Source organism: Streptomyces sp. NPDC002564 (assembly GCF_042889645.1).
Lineage (GTDB): Bacteria > Actinomycetota > Actinomycetes > Streptomycetales > Streptomycetaceae > Streptomyces.
In genome coordinates this window covers 52,754-71,062 of the sequence record NZ_JBIARE010000008.1, presented here as the reverse complement: position 1 = coordinate 71,062, position 18,309 = coordinate 52,754, and the positions used below count along the sequence as shown (strand labels likewise).

At 73.3% G+C, this 18,309-nt stretch carries 17 protein-coding genes; 3 read left to right on the top strand and 14 right to left on the bottom strand.

Annotation, left to right across the window (positions count from 1 at the left end):
• Positions 1–52 precede the first annotated feature (52 nt).
• The 5 genes from ACFYXE_RS26900 to infC form a co-directional block, all read right to left on the bottom strand.
• Entirely contained in the window at positions 53–1,195 is a 1,143-nt protein-coding gene (locus tag ACFYXE_RS26900) for an ATP-binding protein (protein ID WP_361181048.1), read from the bottom strand.
• 164 nt (positions 1,196–1,359) lie between these two features.
• Positions 1,360–2,187, bottom strand: coding sequence for a TrmH family RNA methyltransferase (locus tag ACFYXE_RS26895; RefSeq protein ID WP_389316380.1), 828 nt, complete (start codon positions 2,185–2,187; stop codon positions 1,360–1,362).
• 175 nt (positions 2,188–2,362) lie between these two features.
• Positions 2,363–2,746, bottom strand: a complete 384-nt coding sequence (gene rplT, locus ACFYXE_RS26890; protein ID WP_150165812.1) for a 50S ribosomal protein L20 — start codon at positions 2,744–2,746, stop codon at positions 2,363–2,365.
• Between the two features lie 94 nt (positions 2,747–2,840).
• The gene (rpmI, locus tag ACFYXE_RS26885; RefSeq protein ID WP_007829094.1) at positions 2,841–3,035 is read right to left on the bottom strand and encodes a 50S ribosomal protein L35; all 195 of its coding nucleotides are present in this window, start codon (positions 3,033–3,035) and stop codon (positions 2,841–2,843) included.
• 107 nt (positions 3,036–3,142) lie between these two features.
• Positions 3,143–3,805, bottom strand: a complete 663-nt coding sequence (gene infC, locus ACFYXE_RS26880; protein ID WP_389316817.1) for a translation initiation factor IF-3 — start codon at positions 3,803–3,805, stop codon at positions 3,143–3,145.
• A 393-nt stretch (positions 3,806–4,198) separates the two neighbouring features.
• Here infC and ACFYXE_RS26875 point away from each other — a divergent pair, with 393 nt between their 5' ends.
• On the top strand, positions 4,199–4,576 hold the full coding sequence (locus ACFYXE_RS26875; protein ID WP_361181046.1) for a DUF1844 domain-containing protein: 378 nt from the start codon (positions 4,199–4,201) through the stop codon (positions 4,574–4,576).
• Between the two features lie 19 nt (positions 4,577–4,595).
• On the opposite strand, the gene ACFYXE_RS26870 is transcribed toward ACFYXE_RS26875, so the two are convergent.
• From ACFYXE_RS26870 to ACFYXE_RS26860, 3 genes are all read right to left on the bottom strand, one after another.
• Complete coding sequence (locus ACFYXE_RS26870; RefSeq protein WP_389316377.1) at positions 4,596–5,327, bottom strand: SseB family protein; 732 nt, start codon at positions 5,325–5,327, stop codon at positions 4,596–4,598.
• An 87-nt stretch (positions 5,328–5,414) separates the two neighbouring features.
• Positions 5,415–6,605 (bottom strand): type VII secretion-associated serine protease mycosin, encoded by a 1,191-nt coding sequence (mycP, locus tag ACFYXE_RS26865; protein WP_389316375.1) that lies wholly within the window; start codon positions 6,603–6,605, stop codon positions 5,415–5,417.
• The gene (locus ACFYXE_RS26860) at positions 6,602–8,668 is read right to left on the bottom strand and encodes a hypothetical protein (protein WP_389316373.1); all 2,067 of its coding nucleotides are present in this window, start codon (positions 8,666–8,668) and stop codon (positions 6,602–6,604) included. Before ACFYXE_RS26860 ends, mycP begins: the two co-directional genes overlap by 4 nt.
• Before the next feature lie 194 nt (positions 8,669–8,862).
• Between ACFYXE_RS26860 and ACFYXE_RS26855 the strand changes: the two genes are divergently transcribed.
• Positions 8,863–10,065: an amino acid deaminase/aldolase gene (locus ACFYXE_RS26855; RefSeq protein WP_361181369.1), complete on the top strand. Its 1,203-nt coding sequence runs from the start codon at positions 8,863–8,865 to the stop codon at positions 10,063–10,065.
• Between the two features lie 6 nt (positions 10,066–10,071).
• Here ACFYXE_RS26855 and ACFYXE_RS26850 read toward each other — a convergent pair whose 3' ends face one another.
• From ACFYXE_RS26850 to ACFYXE_RS26825, 6 genes are all read right to left on the bottom strand, one after another.
• Positions 10,072–11,031: a DUF2510 domain-containing protein gene (locus ACFYXE_RS26850; RefSeq protein ID WP_389316371.1), complete on the bottom strand. Its 960-nt coding sequence runs from the start codon at positions 11,029–11,031 to the stop codon at positions 10,072–10,074.
• Positions 11,032–11,059: 28 nt separating this feature from the next.
• A complete protein-coding gene (locus ACFYXE_RS26845) occupies positions 11,060–12,367 on the bottom strand; it encodes a haloacid dehalogenase-like hydrolase (RefSeq protein WP_389316369.1) in 1,308 nt (435 codons plus the stop codon).
• 16 nt (positions 12,368–12,383) lie between these two features.
• Positions 12,384–13,706 carry an HAD family hydrolase gene (locus ACFYXE_RS26840; protein WP_389316367.1) on the bottom strand — a complete coding sequence of 441 codons (1,323 nt, stop codon included), beginning with the start codon at positions 13,704–13,706 and terminating at the stop codon, positions 12,384–12,386.
• 132 nt (positions 13,707–13,838) lie between these two features.
• Positions 13,839–14,621, bottom strand: a complete 783-nt coding sequence (locus ACFYXE_RS26835) for a 3-oxoacyl-ACP reductase (RefSeq protein WP_361175889.1) — start codon at positions 14,619–14,621, stop codon at positions 13,839–13,841.
• A gap of 4 nt (positions 14,622–14,625) precedes the next feature.
• Positions 14,626–16,002 (bottom strand): aldehyde dehydrogenase family protein, encoded by a 1,377-nt coding sequence (locus ACFYXE_RS26830; RefSeq protein ID WP_389316365.1) that lies wholly within the window; start codon positions 16,000–16,002, stop codon positions 14,626–14,628.
• Between the two features lie 23 nt (positions 16,003–16,025).
• On the bottom strand, positions 16,026–17,390 hold the full coding sequence (locus tag ACFYXE_RS26825; protein ID WP_361175895.1) for a glutamine synthetase family protein: 1,365 nt from the start codon (positions 17,388–17,390) through the stop codon (positions 16,026–16,028).
• A 75-nt stretch (positions 17,391–17,465) separates the two neighbouring features.
• Between ACFYXE_RS26825 and ACFYXE_RS26820 the strand changes: the two genes are divergently transcribed.
• Positions 17,466–18,203, top strand: a complete 738-nt coding sequence (locus ACFYXE_RS26820; RefSeq protein ID WP_361175898.1) for an FCD domain-containing protein — start codon at positions 17,466–17,468, stop codon at positions 18,201–18,203.
• Positions 18,204–18,309 lie beyond the last annotated feature (106 nt).

The window sequence follows — 18,309 nt, the reverse complement described above, 5'->3', positions numbered from 1 at the left end:
GTCTAACGGGGCTGCGGTGGACGAATGAGCCCGCGGGCCGCTCGGGGCGTGATCACTGGAGATACGCCGGAGCCCCCACGGGCAACGTAAATCGGAACTGGGCGCCGCCGCCGGGTGCGCGGCCGACGGTGATCGTCCCGCCGTGCGCCTCCACGATGCCTTTCACGATGTACAGCCCCAGTCCCGTCCCGCCGCGCTTGCTGCCCCGCCAGAAGCGGGTGAAGACGCGGCCCATCGATTCCTCCGGAATGCCGCTGCCCTCGTCGCTCACGGTCACGGCGGTCTCGGCGCCGCCCCGCTCGCGCGGCGACGCGGAGGGCGCCACCTCGATGGTGACGGTTCCCTCGCCGTGCCGCACCGCATTTTCCAGCAGGTTGCTGAGCACCTGGTCGATCTTGTCGGGGTCCGCCCAGCAGTCCGGCAGCGGCTGCTGGACCCGGGCGAGGAAGCGGTCGGCGTCCTGGCCCGCGGCGACGTGCGCCTGGATGTGCCGGCCGACGGCGGCGCCGATGTCGACGGGCTGGCGGCGCAGCTCCAGGCGGCCCGAGTCGATGCGGGAGATGTCCAGGAGCTCGGCGATCAGCCGGGTGACGCGGTTGGCGTCGGCGTCGACGGTCTCCAGCATGAGTTTCTTCTGGTCGTCGGTGAACCGCTCCCATTTGGCGAGCAGGGTCGCCGTGAAGCCCTTGACGGAGGTGAGCGGCGAGCGGAGCTCGTGGGCGACCGTGGCGATCAGCTCGGCGTGGCTGCGCTCGGTGCGGCGGCGGGCCTCGGTGTCGCGCAGGGAGACGACGACGCGGCGCACGGGCCCGGTGCGGGTGGTGCGCACGTAGCGGGCGGAGACGAGGACCTCGCGGCCGCCGGGGAGCAGCAGATTGCGCTCGGGCTGGGCGACGCGGATGGCGAGGCCGCCATAGGGGTCGGTCAGCTGCCACCAGCGGCGGCCTTCGAGGTCCTCTAAGGGGAGCGCGTGCTCCAGGGGGGTGCCGAGCGCGTCGGCCGCGGCGACCGCGGTGATCCGCACCGCCGCCGCGTTGAAGCAGATGACGTGGCCCGTCTCGTCCGCGACGACGAGGCCGTCGGGCAGCTCGTCGGGGTCGAGTCCGAGGCCGCCGAGGTCACCGGGACCGCCGTGGTCCGCGCGAGCACGGACGGCGTCCTGCACTCCCGGTGCTCTGCTCGTGCCGACGCTCATTCCCCGTACCCCACCTCTCGGACTGTCGGTGGAGGGTTCCTCCCTGCTCGGGGGGTCCCCCCGGCGCGGGCGGAGCCGAGAACGCGGGGGAGAAGCCGAGAAACTGGAGGGAGGGCCCTCCGAGGGCGTCACACTACTAGCTCGATGTGACGGAGCGGACCCCCTCAGCGAGTACTGGAGGCGCGCTGTGCACGCGCGGACGCATAGAGGCACACGGCCGCGGCCGTCGCGAGGTTGAGGCTCTCGGCCCTGCCGTGGATCGGAACGCGCACCACGGCGTCGGCGAGTGCGCGGGTCTCCTCCGGCAGCCCCCAGGCCTCGTTGCCGAAGATCCAGGCGGTGGGGGTGCCCATGGTGCCCTGGTCGAGCTCCGTGTCGAGGTCGTCCGCACCGGACCCGTCGGCGGCGAGGATGCGTACGCCCGCCGCCTTGAGCCCGGCGACGGCCTCCTCGACGGGGACGCCGACGGCGACCGGCAGATGGAAGTGCGAACCGACCGACGCGCGCACCGACTTGGGGTTGTAGAGGTCCACGGAGCCGTCGGTGAGGATCACCGCGTCGGCGCCCGCGGCGTCCGCGCAGCGCAGCACGGTCCCGGCGTTCCCGGGGTCGCGGACGTTGGCGAGGACGGCGACGAGCCGCGGCCGGGCGGCGAGGATCTGCTCGAAGGGGGTGTCCAGGAAGCGGCAGACGCCGACGAGCCCCTGCGGGGTGACGGTCGTGGAGATGTCGGCGATGACGTCCTCGTCGGCGAGGTGCACACGGGCCCCGGCCTCGCGCGCCTCCCCCACGATGTCGGCGTACCGCTCGGCGGCGTCGACGGTGGCGAACAGCTCGACGAGCGTCTTCCCGTGCCCGGCGGCCTCCCGCACGGCCTGCGGACCTTCGGCGAGAAACAGCCGCTCCTTGCCCCGGAAGTTCCGCTTGGCCAACCGCCGCGCGGCGCTCACGCGGGGCGACTTGGAAGAGATCAACTCAGGGGCGGCAACCATGAATACTCACCTCGGGTGCAGCGCCCCGGAAAGGGGCGCGGGGAACTGCGCGACCAGCCACAAAAGACCCGCGGACGGCAGAAAACAGAAGAGGGCAGACGAGTGCCCGAACAGAATCGGACCCGCAAGCCAGACGGCCTACGGGTCCGAACATCACGCTCAGCTCAGCGAAGCGTCACGCGGCCTTGGGCGCGTTGACGTCCGACGGCAGCGCCTTCTGCGCGACCTCGACGAGCGCGGCGAACGCGTTCTCGTCGTTGACGGCCAGCTCCGCGAGGATCTTGCGGTCCACCTCGATGTTGGCGGCCTTCAGACCCTGGATGAAGCGGTTGTAGGTGATGCCGTTGGCGCGGGCAGCGGCGTTGATGCGCTGGATCCACAGCTGACGGAAGTCGCCCTTGCGCTTCTTGCGGTCGTTGTAGTTGTAGACCAGGGAGTGGGTGACCTGCTCCTTGGCCTTGCGGTACAGGCGCGACCGCTGACCGCGGTAGCCGCTGGCCTGCTCGAGGATCGCCCGACGCTTCTTGTGGGCGTTGACTGCCCGCTTGACGCGTGCCACTTGTTAACTCCTTGTAGCGGGGCCGTGGTTGGACTCACACGACCCGGTATCGATTGGGTCCCGGTCAGAGTTCAGGCGCGGTGTGCGCCCGGACTCACTTGCCGAGAAGCTTCTTGATCTTCTTGGCGTCGCCCGGGGCCATCTCGGCGTTGCCGGTGAGGCGACGCGTCAGACGGGACGACTTGTGCTCGAGCAGGTGGCGCTTGCCGGCGCGCTCACGGAGCACCTTGCCGGAGCCGGTGACCTTGAAGCGCTTGCTGGCACCGCTGTGCGACTTGTTCTTCGGCATAGCGCCGTTCTCTCCTCGTCAGTGGCACTCCGATGCCCGGTCGTGAAACCGGGCATCCGGGAGCACCATATGTGTCAGTTGGCATCCCCTGGACTTGCGTCCGGGGATCAGGCCTCGGCGGGAGCTTCGGCCGGGGCCTCGGCGGGAGCCTCGGAGAGCTCCTCCCCCTCGGCGGAGTTCTGCGAGCGGCCCGGGTTGGCCTTCGCGTCCGCCTTGCGGGCCGCCTGGGCCTCACGGGCCTCGGCCATCGCCTCGGTCTTCTTCTTGTGCGGACCGAGAACCATGATCATGTTTCGGCCGTCCTGCTTCGGGTTCGACTCGATGAACCCGAGGTCCTCGACGTCCGAAGCGAGACGCTGCAGCAGTCGGAAGCCCAGCTCGGGGCGGGACTGCTCGCGACCGCGGAACATGATCGTGATCTTGACCTTGTCGCCCTGCTTGAGGAACCGGACGACATGACCCTTCTTGGTGTCATAGTCGTGCGGGTCGATCTTCGGCCGGAGCTTCATCTCCTTGATGACCGTGTGCGCCTGGTTCTTGCGCGCCTCACGGGCCTTCATGGCCGACTCGTACTTGAACTTCCCGTAGTCCATGAGCTTGCACACGGGCGGACGGGCGTTCGCCGCGACCTCGACCAGGTCAAGGTCGTACTCCTGCGCAAGCTCCAGGGCCTTGGCAAGCGGAACAATCCCGACCTGCTCGCCGCTGGGACCGACAAGTCGCACCTCGGGAACGCGAATCCGGTCGTTGATGCGGGGCTCGGCGCTGATGGATCCTCCTCGGTAGCACCACGCGACCGTCTGGCGGACAGCCGCGTTACGTCTGTTATCTGGACCAACCGCGCCGGCGCACAAAAAATGCCCCGACCGATCACAGGAAGGGGCTCCACGTACTACCGGAGCACCTCCGCGGTGATCGCGGGGCGCACATCGGGCGACCCGAAGCCTCGGGGACTTCGGCCGCCTGACCGGTGACCCGCCGCTCCGGGGAGCAGCCAGGTGGGAGATCGGAGCCTCCACTTGTGGGCCGGATCCTTGCGCTGACACGCGGGTCTCCAGCCGGTCGTTACACAAGGTTAGCAGCTCCGCGGGGGTGGGGCGAACCACTGTGCGCGGCCGCTCCCGCGGACCGGACGGCTCGGGGCTCGGCATATCGTGTGGGACATGAGCGACGCGACCCCCACCCCCGAGTCCCCCGCCGGTGACTCCCCCGACTTCGACACCCTGACCCGTGACATCGCGGACGTCCCCGCGGTCGAGGTGATCACCACGGTGGCGGTCCACCTGATGAGCGCCGCGGCCGTGAACCTGGGTCTCGCCGACGGCGGCGAGGGCCACAAGGACCTGGACGAGGCCCGCAAGCTGATCCACTCCCTCGCCGGCCTGCTCGACGCCAGCGCCACGGAGGTCAGCTCCTTCCACGCGGCGCCGCTGCGGGACGGCCTGAAGTCGCTGCAGCTGGCGTTCCGCGAGGCGTCGGTGGTGCCGGACGAGCCCGGTCAGGGCCCCGGCGAGAAGTACACGGGCCCGGTCTTCGGCTGAGCCCGCCGCTGCACACCGTTCACGTACGTACGTAGAGGGGCTCGCCCGGCGGCGTCGCCCCGGCCGGCAGGAGTGCCAGGTCGAGGCCGCGCACCAGGCGGGCCCTCAGTGTTTCGTCGGCGGCGATCCGCCGGGCCACGCGCTGGGCGGCCTCGGCCTGATCCGCGGCGGGGTCGAGGACGAGGGCGAGGGTGCCGTCCGCGCTGCCGGGGCCGAGGTGGGCGCGGAGCACGCCGGGCTCGGCGGCGACGGCGGCACGGACCGCGTCGGTGACGGCGGGGTCGGCGAGCGGGTCGGCGCTGGCCCGGCCCTCGGCGAGGGCGAGCAGCGCGGAGCGGCCCAGCTCGTAGGGGACGGGGCCCGCGAGGTCGAGGACGATGGTGTCGGCCTGCTCGTGGGCGGCGGCCTGCAGCGCCTGGTGCAGCGGGACGGCGACGGGCCGGGCGGCCGGGTCCCACAGGGCGAGCGCCTCGATGGACGTGAAGGCGGGCAGCGCCGTGCGGTCGCCGGCCTTCAGGGTGGGCACCGCCATGTCGCTGGTCTTCTCGCGGCGCAGGCCGTTCTCGTCCTCCTCGACCTCGCCGAGCACGGCGACGACGGGGACCAGGAGCCGGGCTCCGGTCAGTGCCGCGAGGACCGGGCCGTGGGCCGCGCGGTCCTGCGACCAGGCGGCGAGTGCCGCGGCGAGCCGCGGGTCCGCCGTGCCGTCGTCGTCGGAGAAGCCGGGGTCGGGAATGTTCTTGTTCGCCATGTTCGCCACGGTGTCGACCCTACAGAGTGGGTGCGGCGCACCGGTCGGTCGCCCGGGGTCCCCGGGGCCGGCCCGGGGCCGGCCGCCTCAGCCGCGCCGGGGCGTCCTCGCCCTGGTCCGCCACAGGTGGACCGCCGCCACGAGCAGGGTGAGGCCCAGGCCGCCGGCGACCGGGCCGACCCAGCCCGCGGGGCCGTCGTCGGCGGTGGCCTCGTCGGGGCCGGGGCCGAAGTACTCGGTGCCGTACCCGGCGGTGCGCGGCTGGTCGGCCTTGAGCCTGCCGCCGCGGTCCAGGGCGGCGGCGGGGTCGATCAGGCCGAAGCCGCGGGCGTCGTCGCGGCCGCCCGGCGGGGCGTCCCGGGCGGTGTCCTCGAGGAGCTGCTTGATCTGCGCGGGGGCGAGGCCGGGGTGGGCGGCGCGGATCAGGGCGACGGCGCCCGAGACGAAGGCGGAGGCGGCGCTGGTGCCCCAGCCCTCGTAGTACTTGCCGTCGGGGTCGGCGATCACGATGTCGTCGCCGGGGGCGGCGACGGTGGCGTACCAGCGGCGAGTGGAGAAGGAGGCGCGGCTGCCGTTCTCGTCGACGGCCGTCGCGGCGATCACTCCGGGGTAGGCCGCCGGGTAGGACACGTGGTCGCCGCGCTCGCCGCCGTTGCCCGCGGAGGCGACGACGGCGACGCCCTTCTTCAGGGCGTACTGCACGGCGGCGTCCTCGGCCGGTTCGGGGTGGGCGGACGCCGAGTCGTCGCCCAGGGAGAGGTTGATGACGTCGGCGCCGTGGTCGGCGGCCCAGCGGATGCCTTCGGCGAGGGCGTTGCCGCGGGTGTCGCGGGCCTTCTTGCGGGCCGGGTCGCCGTCTTCGAGGATCACCCTGACCGGCAGGATCTTCGCCTCGGGGGCGATGCCGAGGACGCCGTCGCCGCGGCCCTGGCCGTGTCCGTGGCCCGCGATGATGCCGGCCATGGCGGTGCCGTGCCGGGCCCAGGGGCGGTCGCCGCGCCGGGCGCCGAAGCCGACCATGTCCTTGCCGTCCAGGACGTTGCCCGCGAGGTCGGGGTGCCGGTCGTCGATGCCGGTGTCCAGGACGGCGACGGTGATGCCGCGGCCCTTGGTGGCCTGCCAGGCCTGGCCGGTGTGCAGGGCGTCGAGGGCCCACTGCTGGGCCCGGATGCCGTCGTCCGCGTGCGCGGCGGTGGGGACGAGGGCGAGCGCGGTGGCGGCCACGGCGGCGACCAGCGCTCCACGGGCCTTCGCGGCGGCCCCCGTACGGCCGCTCACGACGACTTCCCGGCGGCCGCGATGATCTTGCGCAGGCCGCGCTCGATCCGGTCGGCGATGCCCTTCGCCTCGTGGCCGAGGCCGGACTGGGCGGCCGGGGACGCGGTGTCGCTGCCCATCGCCTCGGTGGCGGGCTCGGGTTCGGTGACGGTGCGGCCGTCGGCGAACCCGGAGACGGCATAGGCGACGACGGGCGCGTCCGGCAGGACGGACACGGTCCAGGACGCCCGCTGCGCGTCCCCGAAGCCCGCGGCGGCGGTGCCCTTGCGCGCGTAGGGGCGGGGCATGAGGTCGGTGCGCCGGTCCAGCCCCTCCTCCGTGAAACGGTTGCGCAGGGCCTGCATGCCGTCGGCGTCCGCCTTGGTGAACAGGAGGCCCACGGTGGTGACATGGCTGCGGGTGGCGTCCGCGTACGTGGCGCGCAGCAGGCGCAGACAGCCGGCGGGGGCGAGGGCCTTGCGCAGCAGCGGGTCGAAGGCGGACCGGCAGCCGCTGTCCGGGGCCACGGCTATCCGGGTCCAGGAGCGGTCGGCGCCGCCGGGGCCCGCGCCCTCGCCCTTGAGCACGGGCGGGAAGAGCCGGTCCACGGGCACGCTGTGCCAGAGCCCGCCGGTGACGGTGTACGCGCCGGGCCGCGCGCCCCCCGCCGCGGACTCGTCGGTCAGCCAACTCCCGGTCACGGCCCCGCCGATGAGGCCGAGCCCGATCACGGCGCAGGCCGCGGCGGCGACGGCGCGGGGGCGCGCCCAGCCGCCGACGGGACGCAGCCGGGTGGTGGTGTCGTCGTACATCGCGGGCCGCGCGAACGACACGAAGGGCCGCCCCGCGCCGGGTCCCGGCGTCAGGTCGACGGCCCCGACCTGCCGCCGGGCGGCCGTGGTCCGGGGGGCCGTGGCGGCGTCCGCGACGGACGCCGAACCGCTCCGGCCCGACGGCGACCTGTCGCCGTCCGCCACGGGCGCGCCGGTGGGCGGCCCGGTGGGACGCGGGGGCGCGAGGGGACGCGGAGGCGCGACGTCGAGCGGACCGGAGGCGTCGAGGGACGGGGAACCCGGGGCCGTGCTGTCCGGTGCGGCCTGATGCCGGGGCGTCCGCCCGGACGCGGTGGGGGCGTCCGCGACCGGCGAACCCGGGGACGCGGGGCCGGATGTGAAGGGGTGTCGGGGCGCCGACCCGGATGCGGTGGGGGCGTCCGCGACCGGAGGACCCGGGGCCGTGGTGCCCGGTGCGTCCGGATGTCGGGGCGTCCGCACGGACGCGTTGGGGGCGTCCGCGACCGGCGAACCCGGGGCCGTGGTGCCGGATGTGGTGGGGTGTGGGGGCAACGGCTCGGGGGTGTCCTGGGTGGTGGGGAGCACGGTGTCCGGGGACGTGGTGCCGGGTGGGGTGCGGGGGCGGGCCGCGCCCGTGGGCGGGGCGTCGGGCAGGCGGGCCGAGGCGGGCGGCGGCGGGGGCGGTGCCGTCGCGCCGGACGCCTCGCGTTCCGCCCGGGCCTGCTCGAAGGGGGCCAACAGATCCTGTATCCGGGCCGCCTGGCCGGGGTCCGCGGCGTCGGCGTCGGACGCGGGGCGCGGGGTGCCGAGCACCCAGTCCTGGCCGGGGTCCGCGGCGTCGGCGTCGGGCGCGGGGCGCGGGGTGCCGAGTGCCCAGTCCTTGCCGGGGTCCGCGGCGACGGCGTCGGACGCGGGGCGCGGGGTGCCGAGCACCCAGTCCTGGCCGGGGTCCGCGGCGACGGCGTCGGACGCGGGGCGCGGGGCGCCGAGCACCCAGTCCTTGCCGGGATCCGCGGCGACGGCGTCGGACGCGGGGCGCGGGGTGCCGAGCACCCAGTCCTGGCCGACCGGCGGCCGGGCGTCGGGGAAGCGGGCGGAGGGCACGGGCGGCGGTTCGGCCGCCTCGTCGGCGTGGTCCGCGGGCGACGCGGGGTCCGCCGGGGCCGGTTGGCCCCCGGGGGCGGAGGCGGCGGCGTCGGCCGTGCGGTCCACGGCGGACGGCGGTGTCGTGGGTCGGGGCGGCGTGCCGGGGCGCGGCGGGATCGGGCTGCGAGGCGCCTCCGTGCTCATGCTCCCCCGTTTCCTCGCGCTCGGCCGGCCGGAGCGCTCGGTCGGCGAGGCTCCGTGCGCGCCGCTCTGCCAGGCTCCGTGCGCGTCACTCTACGGGCAGACCCTCGGCGTACGGGAACTCAGTCCGGGCCCCCGGGCGATCTGCCCGGATCATCCCCCTACCCTCTGGTAATCGTGTCTGGCAGGCTTCGGCCATGACTGCCCGCGCCGCAGACCGGGCCCGTTACGACCGGGCCACCGCACACCTCGACGCCCCCGTCGCGATCGTCGACCTGGACGCCTTCGACGCCAACGCGGACGACCTCGTCCGGCGGGCCGCCGGCAAGCCGATCCGGGTCGCGAGCAAGTCGGTGCGCTGCCGCGCCCTGCTCGAACGGGTGCTGGCCCGCGACGGCTTCGCCGGGATCATGTCGTTCACGCTCGCCGAGTCGCTGTGGCTGGCCCGGTCCGGCTTCGACGACGTGCTGCTCGCCTACCCCTCGGCGGACCGCGCCGCCTTCGCCGAGCTGGCCGCCGACCCGAAGCTCGCCGCCGCGGTGACCGTGATGGTCGACGATCCGGCCCAGCTGCGGCTCATCGACGAGGCCAGGGACGGCGGCACCGAGGAGGTGCGGGTCTGCCTGGAGCTGGACACCGCCTACAAGGTGCTCGGCGGGCGCGTGCGCGTCGGCGCGCTGCGGTCACCGCTGCACTCCCCCGAGCAGGTCGCCGCGCTGGCCCGCGCCGTCGCCCGGCGGCCGGGCTTCCGGCTCGTGGGCGTCATGGCGTACGAGGGACATGTCGCGGGCGTGGGCGACGCGGTCGAGGGGCATGCGGCGCGCTCGCGGGCGATCCGGATGATGCAGTCGGCGGCCCGCAAGGAGCTGGCCGCGCGCCGGGGCCGGACCATCGCCGCGGTGCGGGCGGTCGCGCCGGACCTGGAGTTCGTCAACGGCGGTGGCACCGGCAGCGTGCAGCACACCGCGGCCGAGCGCGCGGTGACCGAGATCGCGGCGGGGTCGGGGCTCTTCGTGCCGCGGCTCTTCGACAACTACACGTCGTTCAGCGGGCGTCCGGCCGCGCTGTTCGCGCAGCCGGTGGTGCGGCGGCCCGCGCCGGGCACGGTGACGGTGCTCGGCGGCGGCTACCCGGCCTCCGGTGTCGCGGGCGCCGACCGCTCCCCGGAGCCGTACCTCCCCGAGGGGCTGCGCTACGACGCGCAGGAGGGCGCGGGCGAGGTGCAGACACCGCTGCACGGGCCGCCCGCGGACGATCTGCGGATCGGCGACAAGGTGTGGTTCCGGCACGCGAAGGCCGGGGAGCTGTGCGAGCGGTTCGCGACGCTGCACCTGGTCGAGGGCGACCGGGTGACGGCGGACGTCCCCACGTACCGGGGCGAGGGCCACACGTTCCTGTGACACGCCCTAGGGGGTCGCGCCGACGCCGTTGCCCACGCCGCCGCCCGTCGCGCTGTCGTCGACCGAGCGGATTCCGTCGGTGATCTCGTCCATGACGGAGACGGGCGGCGCGCCGTCGCCCGCGCCGACGGCGAAACGCACGATGATCATCGACTCGGACCCGACGCTGGAGGCGAACGCGAGGGACTGCACGTAGCCGCCCGCGCCCTTCCCGGTGTGGACGCGCCAGCGCACGTAGTACCCGGTGCGGCCCGCGACCGCCACCTGGCCTTCCTTGAGCTTCTCGTGGCGGGTGATGCCGCCGTAGGGCTGCTTGTCGAGCTTGTCCCGGTCGTAGGCGGCGTCCGCCGCGTCCTTGATGTCGCCGAGCGCGAGGGCCTTGGGGTCCGTCTCGTCGGTGCCGGTGGCCGTGGCGGAGGTGACGGTGCCCTCGCGGCAGAGGCCGGAGTCGCCGGGGCAGTCGACGATGTCGGGGGTCTGGAGGGTCGCGCCGCCGCCGAAGGAGTCGTCGTCCTTCTCCCAGCCGTCGGGGACCGGCAGCGTGATGCCGTTGAGGTCGTCGACGAGGGTGTCCGGGTCGGTGTCGGCGGTCGGAGACTTTGACGCGGACGCGGACGCGGTCGCGGTGGGCGTCGGGCTCGCCGGGGCGAGCGTGCCCGGCGCCGGCGCGCCGCCCTTCGGGTCGCCGTCGTCCCCGGTGAGGGTGACGGCGCCCGCGACGATCGCCCCGACTAGGACGATCCCGGCGGCGGCCAGCGCGACGGCCTTGCCGCGGCCGCCGCCCGGGGACACCGGTGCCAGCACGGCCGTGGTGCCACCGGCCGGTCCGAAGCCCTGCCCGCCCTGGGGGACTTGGGTGTGCTCGGGGGTCCGCCGGTGCTCGGTCCAGGCGGCCCCGTCCCACCAGCGCTCGACGGTCGGCGCCGACGGGTCGGGGTACCAGCCGGGCGGGGGCGACATGCTCATCCCGGCACTCTAGGTCGTGCCGCGCGGGTCAGTACACCGAGTCCCGCTGGTCGGGGACGACGGAGCCGTCCGCGCGCCGGACGGGACCCTTGCTCCCGTCGTGCTCGTTGTACGCGCTCGTCGCGCACGGGTAGCGGTCGGCCTTCTGCTTCAGCGGCTCGATGAACATGGGGTTCACGACCCAGCGGCCGTCGGCGTCGTCGTAGGCGCGGCACATGAACTCGCTCTTGTTGCGGTTCAGGACGAGATGCGCGCCGGTCGCGTCGGCGACGAACGTCACGTCCGTGTCGGCGTCGCCGCCGCCGAGCGCGATGCGGTGGCGCCGGTCCTGCTTGTCCCAGGCCTTCTTGCCGTGCACGCCGTAGATCTCCTGGTTGATCCAGCAGCGCTTGCCGTCGATGTACGGGATGGCCTCGCCCTTGTTGACGGGGACACCGCCGCAGCCCTGGTTCCAGGTGGTGATGCGGCCCTTGCGGTCGAGGACCGAGCGGATGGCGATGGTGTGCTTGCGGTCGATGCCGACCCCGCCCTTGCCGCCGGACCAGACCTCGGTGACCGGTTCGGAGCCCGCCGAGACGATGTAGACGTCGAAGCCGGCCTTCTTCAGCGTGCGAACCAGGTCGCGCTGCTGGTCGTAGTAGCGGACGTAGCCGGGGATCTCGTGGGTGCCGACGGTCTGGGTGGATCCGACGGGGGCGGCGAGCGCCTCCTTGCGGGCCTTGGCCGCGTACGACCGCAGCTCGGGCACGGTGTGTCCGGCGAAGAGCTGCGGCACCCAGGCGTACTGCGGGACGGTGTGCCGATGGTCCCACGTCCCGGCGAAGGCGGCGGCGCCGCTCATCGTCTTCCCGTCCTCGCGGACCTCGAAGATCTCGTCGGCGCAGGCCTTGTTCGCCGAGGTGTTCAGCGGTGCGCCGACGGGCACGTCGGCGCCGCAGGCCCGGGTGAGCGCGCGGTCGGCTGCGTCGGTCAGCCACCTGCTGGTGGACTTCCAGGTCTTGGGCCGCAGGATCTTGTCGTGCCGCAGGGACCAGGCGATGGTCGCGTCGGTCACGTCGTTCTTCGTGATCGTGTTGTCCCAGTCGAAGGCGGCGACCGGCCGCTTCGTGCCGTGTCCGAGGTGCGGGTTCGAGCAGCTGCCGCGCTCGTCGATCATCCGCTGCAGCGTGGCACGGTTGTCGCCGTACCAGGTGAGCTTCTTCGACAGCTGGGGACAAGACCCGCCGGGCTTCGGGGAGTTCGCGGTCGTGGCGGCGGCCGCGGGGAGTGCTGCCGGCACGGCCGCCAAGGCGGCGGCCGCGGCCAGGGTCAGCGCCAGAACGTTTCGGTTACGCATGTGAGTGGACCGTACATCAGTCCTGCGGGGCCGGCGATGCCGTCGACGCGCCGAACACCGTGTCCTTCTGATCGGGGATCACCGAACCGTCCGAACGGCGCACCGGACCCTGTCCGCCGTCCCGTTCGGTGTAGCCCGTGCTGGCGCACGGGTAGGGGGCGGCCTGCCTGCCCTTGGGCTCGATGAACATCGGGTTGACCAGCCAGCGGCCGTCGCCGTTCTCGTAGGCGCGGCACATCAGCTCGCTCTTGTTGCGGTTCAGGGCGAGCCGCAGGCCGGTGGCGTCGCGCAGGAAGGAGACGTCCGTGTCGGAGTCGCCCGCGGCGAACACCTGCCGCCGGGCGGCGGGTTGGACCTTCTCGGCGGCGGCGCCGCGCACGCCGAAGATCTCCTGGTTGATCCAGCAGCGCTTGCCGTCGATGTACGTGATCATCGAGTCGTCGCCGTCCTCGACCGTGCCGCAGCCCTGGAGGTGGGCGGTCAGGCGGCCGTGGTCGCTGACGTTGCGGATGCCGAGGGTGTGCCGGGCGTCGATGCCGACGGACCGGGACCAGACCTCGGCGACGGGCTCGGGCGAGGCGGAGACGATGTAGACGTCGAAGCCGGCCTTCTTGAGGGTGCGGATCAGGTCGCGCTGCTGGTCGTAGTAGCGGACCCAGCCGGTGACCTTGCCGGTGCCGACGCGCTGCTCGGTGCCGACGGGCGCGGCGAGGTTCTGCGTGCGGGCGGCGGCCGCGAACCGTTCGACCTGGCGGGTGGTCCAGCCGCGGGTGAGCTGGGCGAGCCAGGCGTACTGCGGCTCCATGCGGCGGTGGTCGAAGCCGTCGAAGGCCGTCCTGCCCGCGGTCGTGGTGCCCTCCGCGTAGACGGAGAGGATCTCGTCGGCGCAGGCGGTGTTCCGGTGGGTGGGCAGGGTGGTCCCGGTGGCCGGGCACGCCGCGGTCAGGGCGCGCGCCGCCGGGGCGGTGAGGTAGCGGCTTGTGGTGCGCCAGTCGCCGTGCCGGGGCGTGCGTATCTTGCCGTGGCGCAGCAGCCAGAACATGGTGGCGTCGCCGATGTCGTTCTTGATGACGGTGTTGTCCCAGTCGAAGGTGGCGACCGGCTTGGCACCGCCCTTGTCGTGCCGGGGGCCGCAGTGGCCGTAGGTGTCGATCATGCGCTGGAGCCGCGCCCGGTTCGTCCCGTACCAGCCCTTCGACACGGTGAGGTCGGGGCAGGCCGCGGGCCGGGGGCGGCGCTCTGGCTGGGTGGCCTCCGCGGTGGCCTGGACGGTGACGACACCGGCTCCGGCGACGGCGAGTACGGCTGCGGCCGCGACGGCGCGGCGCTTGAAGTTCACGAACACACTCCAGTTCTTACGCAGGTCAGCCGGGCGTCGTGCGACGCCCGGCTGACGGGTGGGTGGCTGCTGGGTGAACTGCGCGGTGGGGTCGCCGGTCCCTTGGAGCGGGGTCCCCTGGAGCGGGGCCCCCTAGAGCGGGGTGACGTACGCCCCGGTGAGGCCGCCGTCGACGAGGAAGTCGGTGGCGTTGACGAACGAGGAGTCGTCGCTGGCGAGGAAGGCCACCGCGGCGGCCATCTCCTCGGCCTCCGCGAAGCGGCCCACGGGGATGTGCACGAGGCGGCGCGCGGCCCGCTCGGGGTCCTTGGCGAACAGCTCCCGCAGCAGCGGGGTGTTGACCGGGCCGGGGCAGAGGGCGTTGACGCGGATGCCCTCGCGGGCGAACTGCACGCCCAGCTCGCGGGACATGGCGAGGACGCCGCCCTTGGACGCGGTGTACGAGATCTGCGAGGTGGCCGCGCCCATCCGGGCGACGAACGACGCGGTGTTGATGATCGAGCCCCGCCCCTGGCGCCGCATGTAGGGGATCGCCGCCTTGCAGCACAGGTACACGGAGGTGAGGTTGACGTCCTGGACGCGCTTCCAGGCCTCCAGGCCGGTGTCCAGGATCGAGTCGTCGTCGGGCGGCGAGATGCCCGCGTTGTTGAAGGCGATGTCGACGGAGCCGTAGGTGTCGAAGGCGGTCCTGAAGAGCGCCTCGACCTGGTCGGCGTCGGTGACGTCGACCTTCACGAAGAGCCCGTCCACCTCGTCGGCGACGGCCTTGCCCGCGGTCTCGTCGATGTCGCCGCAGACGACGTGGGCGCCCTCGGAGGCCAGCCTGCGCGCGGTGGCGAGGCCGATGCCGCTGCCCGCCCCGGTGATGACGGCGGTGCGGCCCACCAGGCGGCGGCAGATGGTCTGGTCGGTCATGGTCTCAGGCCTCCGTGCTGTCGGTGCGTTCCGTGCTGATGAAGACGTTCTTGGTCTCGGTGAAGGCGGTCAGGGCGTCCGGGCCGAGCTCCCGGCCCAGGCCGGACTGCTTGTAGCCGCCGAAGGGGGTCCAGTAGCGCACGCTGGAGTGCGAGTTGACGGACAGGTTCCCGGCGCGCACGGCCCCGGAGACCCGCAGCGCCCGGCCCACGTCCCGGGTCCAGATCGAGCCGGACAGGCCGTACTCGGTGGCGTTGGCGAGCCGGATCGCGTCGGCCTCGTCGTCGAAGGGCAGGACGACGGCGACGGGGCCGAAGACCTCCTCCAGCGCCACCGGGGAGTCGGGGGCCGCGTCGGTGAGCAGCGTCGGCGGGAACCAGAAGCCGGGCCCCTCGGGCGCCGAGCCGTGGATCCCGGCGCCGGAGGGGACGTAGGAGCGGACGCGGTCCAGCTGCGCCCGGGAGATGAGCGGGCCCATCTGGGTCTTCTCGTCGGACGGGTCGCCGACGACGACCGACTCGATCGCGGGCGTCACGATCTCCAGGAACCGTTCGTAGACGGAGCGCTGCACCAGGACGCGGGTGCGGGCGCAGCAGTCCTGGCCGGAGTTGTCGAGGTAGGACATGGGGGTGGCGAGGGCCGCGGCCTCCACGTCGGCGTCGGCGAAGACGATGTTCGGGCTCTTGCCGCCGAGTTCGAGGGTCACGCGCTTCACCCGGTCGGCGCACGTGGCCATGATCCGCTTGCCCACCCGGGTGGATCCGGTGAACACGATCTTGGCGACGCCGGGGTGCTCGACCAGGGCGGCGCCCGCGGTGTCGCCCGCGCCGGGCAGGACCTGGAAGAGCCCTTCGGGCAGGCCTGCCGCCAGGGCCAGTTCGGCCAGGCGCAGCGCGGTGAGCGGGGTCGTCTCCGCGGGCTTGAGGACGACGGCGTTGCCGGCCGCGAGGGCGGGGGCGGCGCCCCAGGCGGCGATCGGCATCGGGAAGTTCCAGGGGGCGATGACGCCGACGACCCCGAGGGGTTCGAGGACGGTGACGTTCAGGCCGCCGGGGACCGGGATCTGACGGCCGTTCAGCCGCTCCACTCCCCCGGCCGCGAAGTCGAGGAGGTCGCGGACGTTGCCCGCCTCCCAGCGCGCGTTGCCGATGAGATGGCCGGCCTCGCGCACCTCCAGCCGGGCGAGTTCCTCGAGGTGGTCGTCGACCTGCGCGGCGAAGCGGCGCAGCAGTCTGGCGCGGTCGGCGGGCGCGGCCGCGGCCCACTTCTCCTGCGCCTGTGCGGCGCGGGCGACGGCCGCGTCGACGTCCTGCGCGGTGGCGGCGGGGACGGTCGCGACGACCTCTTCCGTCGCCGGGTTCAGTACCTGGTGCTCGGACACGTGCTCGTACGGCAAGTCGGGCCTCACATGCGTTCGAAGGAGCGGCGGAGCTCCCAGTCGGTCACCGCGGAGTCGAAGGCGTCCAGTTCGACCCGCGCCATGTTGCGGTAGTGCGCGACCACCTCGTCGCCGAAGGCGGCCTTGGCGATGGGGCTGTTCTCCCAGAGGTCGGCGGCCTCGCGCAGGGTGGTGGGGACGTGCTCGTAGTCGCCGGTGTAGGCGTTCCCGGTGCACTCCTCGGGCAGTTCGAGCTTGTGCTCGATGCCGTACAGCCCTGCGGCGACCAGTCCGGCGACCGCGAGGTGCGGGTTGACGTCGCCGCCGGGGAGGCGGTTCTCGAAGCGCAGCGAGCGCCCGTGGCCGACCACGCGCAGCGCGCAGGTGCGGTTGTCGTAGCCCCAGGCGGCGGCGGTGGGGGCGAAGGTGCCGGGCCGGAACCGCTTGTAGGAGTTGATGTTGGGCGCGTAGAGGAGGGAGAAGTCGCGCAGGGCGGCGAGCTGTCCCGCGAGGAAGTGCCGCATGACGGGCGACATGCCGCCCGGCCCTTCCCCGGCCATGGCGTTGTTGCCGTCGGCGTCCTGGAGCGAGAGGTGGATGTGACAGGAGTTGCCCTCGCGCTCGTTGTACTTCGCCATGAAGGTGAGCGAGACGCCCTCCTGGGAGGCGATCTCCTTGGCGCCGGTCTTGTAGATGGCGTGCTGGTCGCAGGTGACGAGGGCTTCGTCGTACTTGAACACGATCTCGTGCTGGCCGGGGTTGCACTCGCCCTTGGCGGACTCGACGACGAGTCCGGCGGCCGCCATGTCGTTGCGGATGCGGCGCAGCAGGGGCTCGATGCGGCCGGTGCCGAGCACCGAGTAGTCGATGTTGTACTGGTTGGCCGGGGTGAGGTCGTGGTAGCCGGCGTCCCAGGCCTGCTCGTAGGTGTCCTTGAAGACGATGAATTCGAGCTCCGTGCCGACGTGCGCGCTGAAGCCGAGCTCGGCCAGGCGCTCCAGCTGGCGGCGCAGGATCTGGCGGGGGGCCGCCACGACGGGCGAGGAGTCGTTCCAGGCGAGGTCCGCGATGAGCATCGCGGTGCCCTCGTTCCAGGGGACGCGGCGCAGGGTGGCGAGGTCGGCGTGCATGGCGAAGTCGCCGTAGCCGCGGTCCCAGGAGGACATCGCGTAGCCGTCGACGGTGTTCATGTCCGCGTCGACGGCCAGGAGGTAGTTGCAGCCCTCCGTGCCGTGCTCCAGGACCTCGTCGAGGAAGAAGCGGGCGGCGAACCGCTTGCCCTGGAGCCGCCCTTGCATGTCGGGGAAGGCCAGGACGACAGTGTCGATCTCGCCGCTCTCGACGAGGGTGGTCAGCTCCTCGACGGCGAGCGGGGGTGTGCGGTCTGCCACGGGAAAAGCCTCCTTGGGTCAGCCGGGAGCCATAAGGTATTGCGGAGAACCATTGCTTGGGAAGGGGGTACGGGCATGTCGCACACGGAAGAGGGCACCACGGACGACGACCGGCTGACACCGGTGTTGCGCCCGGTGCGGGCGGGCAACGGCTTCGAGGAGGCGCTGGAGCAGATCCTGCAGGTCGTCCGCCTCGGCCTGGTGCCGGCCGGTGAACGCCTGCCGTCGGAACGGGAGTTGGCCGACCGGCTCGGGATCAGCCGGGTCACCCTGCGCGAGGTCCTGAAGGTGCTGCAGGACCAGGGCCTGGTCGAGTCCCGGCGCGGGCGGTACGGCGGGACGTTCGTGCGCCCGCGCCCCCAGGCGCCCGGCGAGGGCGAGCTGCGCCGCCGCATCCGGGGCGTCGACGTCGAGGACGCGCTGCGCTTCCGCGAGGTCCTGGAGGTCGGCGCGGCGGGGCTCTGCGCGGCGCACGGCCTCTCCGGCGAGCAGGCGGACCGGCTGCGCACGGCGCTCGCCCGCACGCACGACGCGCCCCTGGCGGAGTACCGCAGGCTGGACACGCTGCTGCACCTCACGCTCGCCGAGCTGTGCGGCTCGCCGACGCTCACCGCGCAGTACGCGGCGGTCCGCGCGACCGTCAACGATCTCCTGGACTGCATCCCGCTGTTGGTACGGAACCTGGAGCATTCGCAGCGCCAGCACACCGCGCTCGTCGAGGCGGTCCTCGACGGGGACGCCGACGGGGCCCGGGAGATGATGCGCGAGCACTGCGCGGGCACGGCCGCCCTGCTGCGGGGCTTTCTGACGTGAGCGGCGCGGAAGGGGGCGTGCGGGCGGCCGGGGCGGGGGCACGTTAACCACGTAGTAACGCACGGGTCTTGATTTCCACCACCCGGCACGGCAAAGGTATGGATCC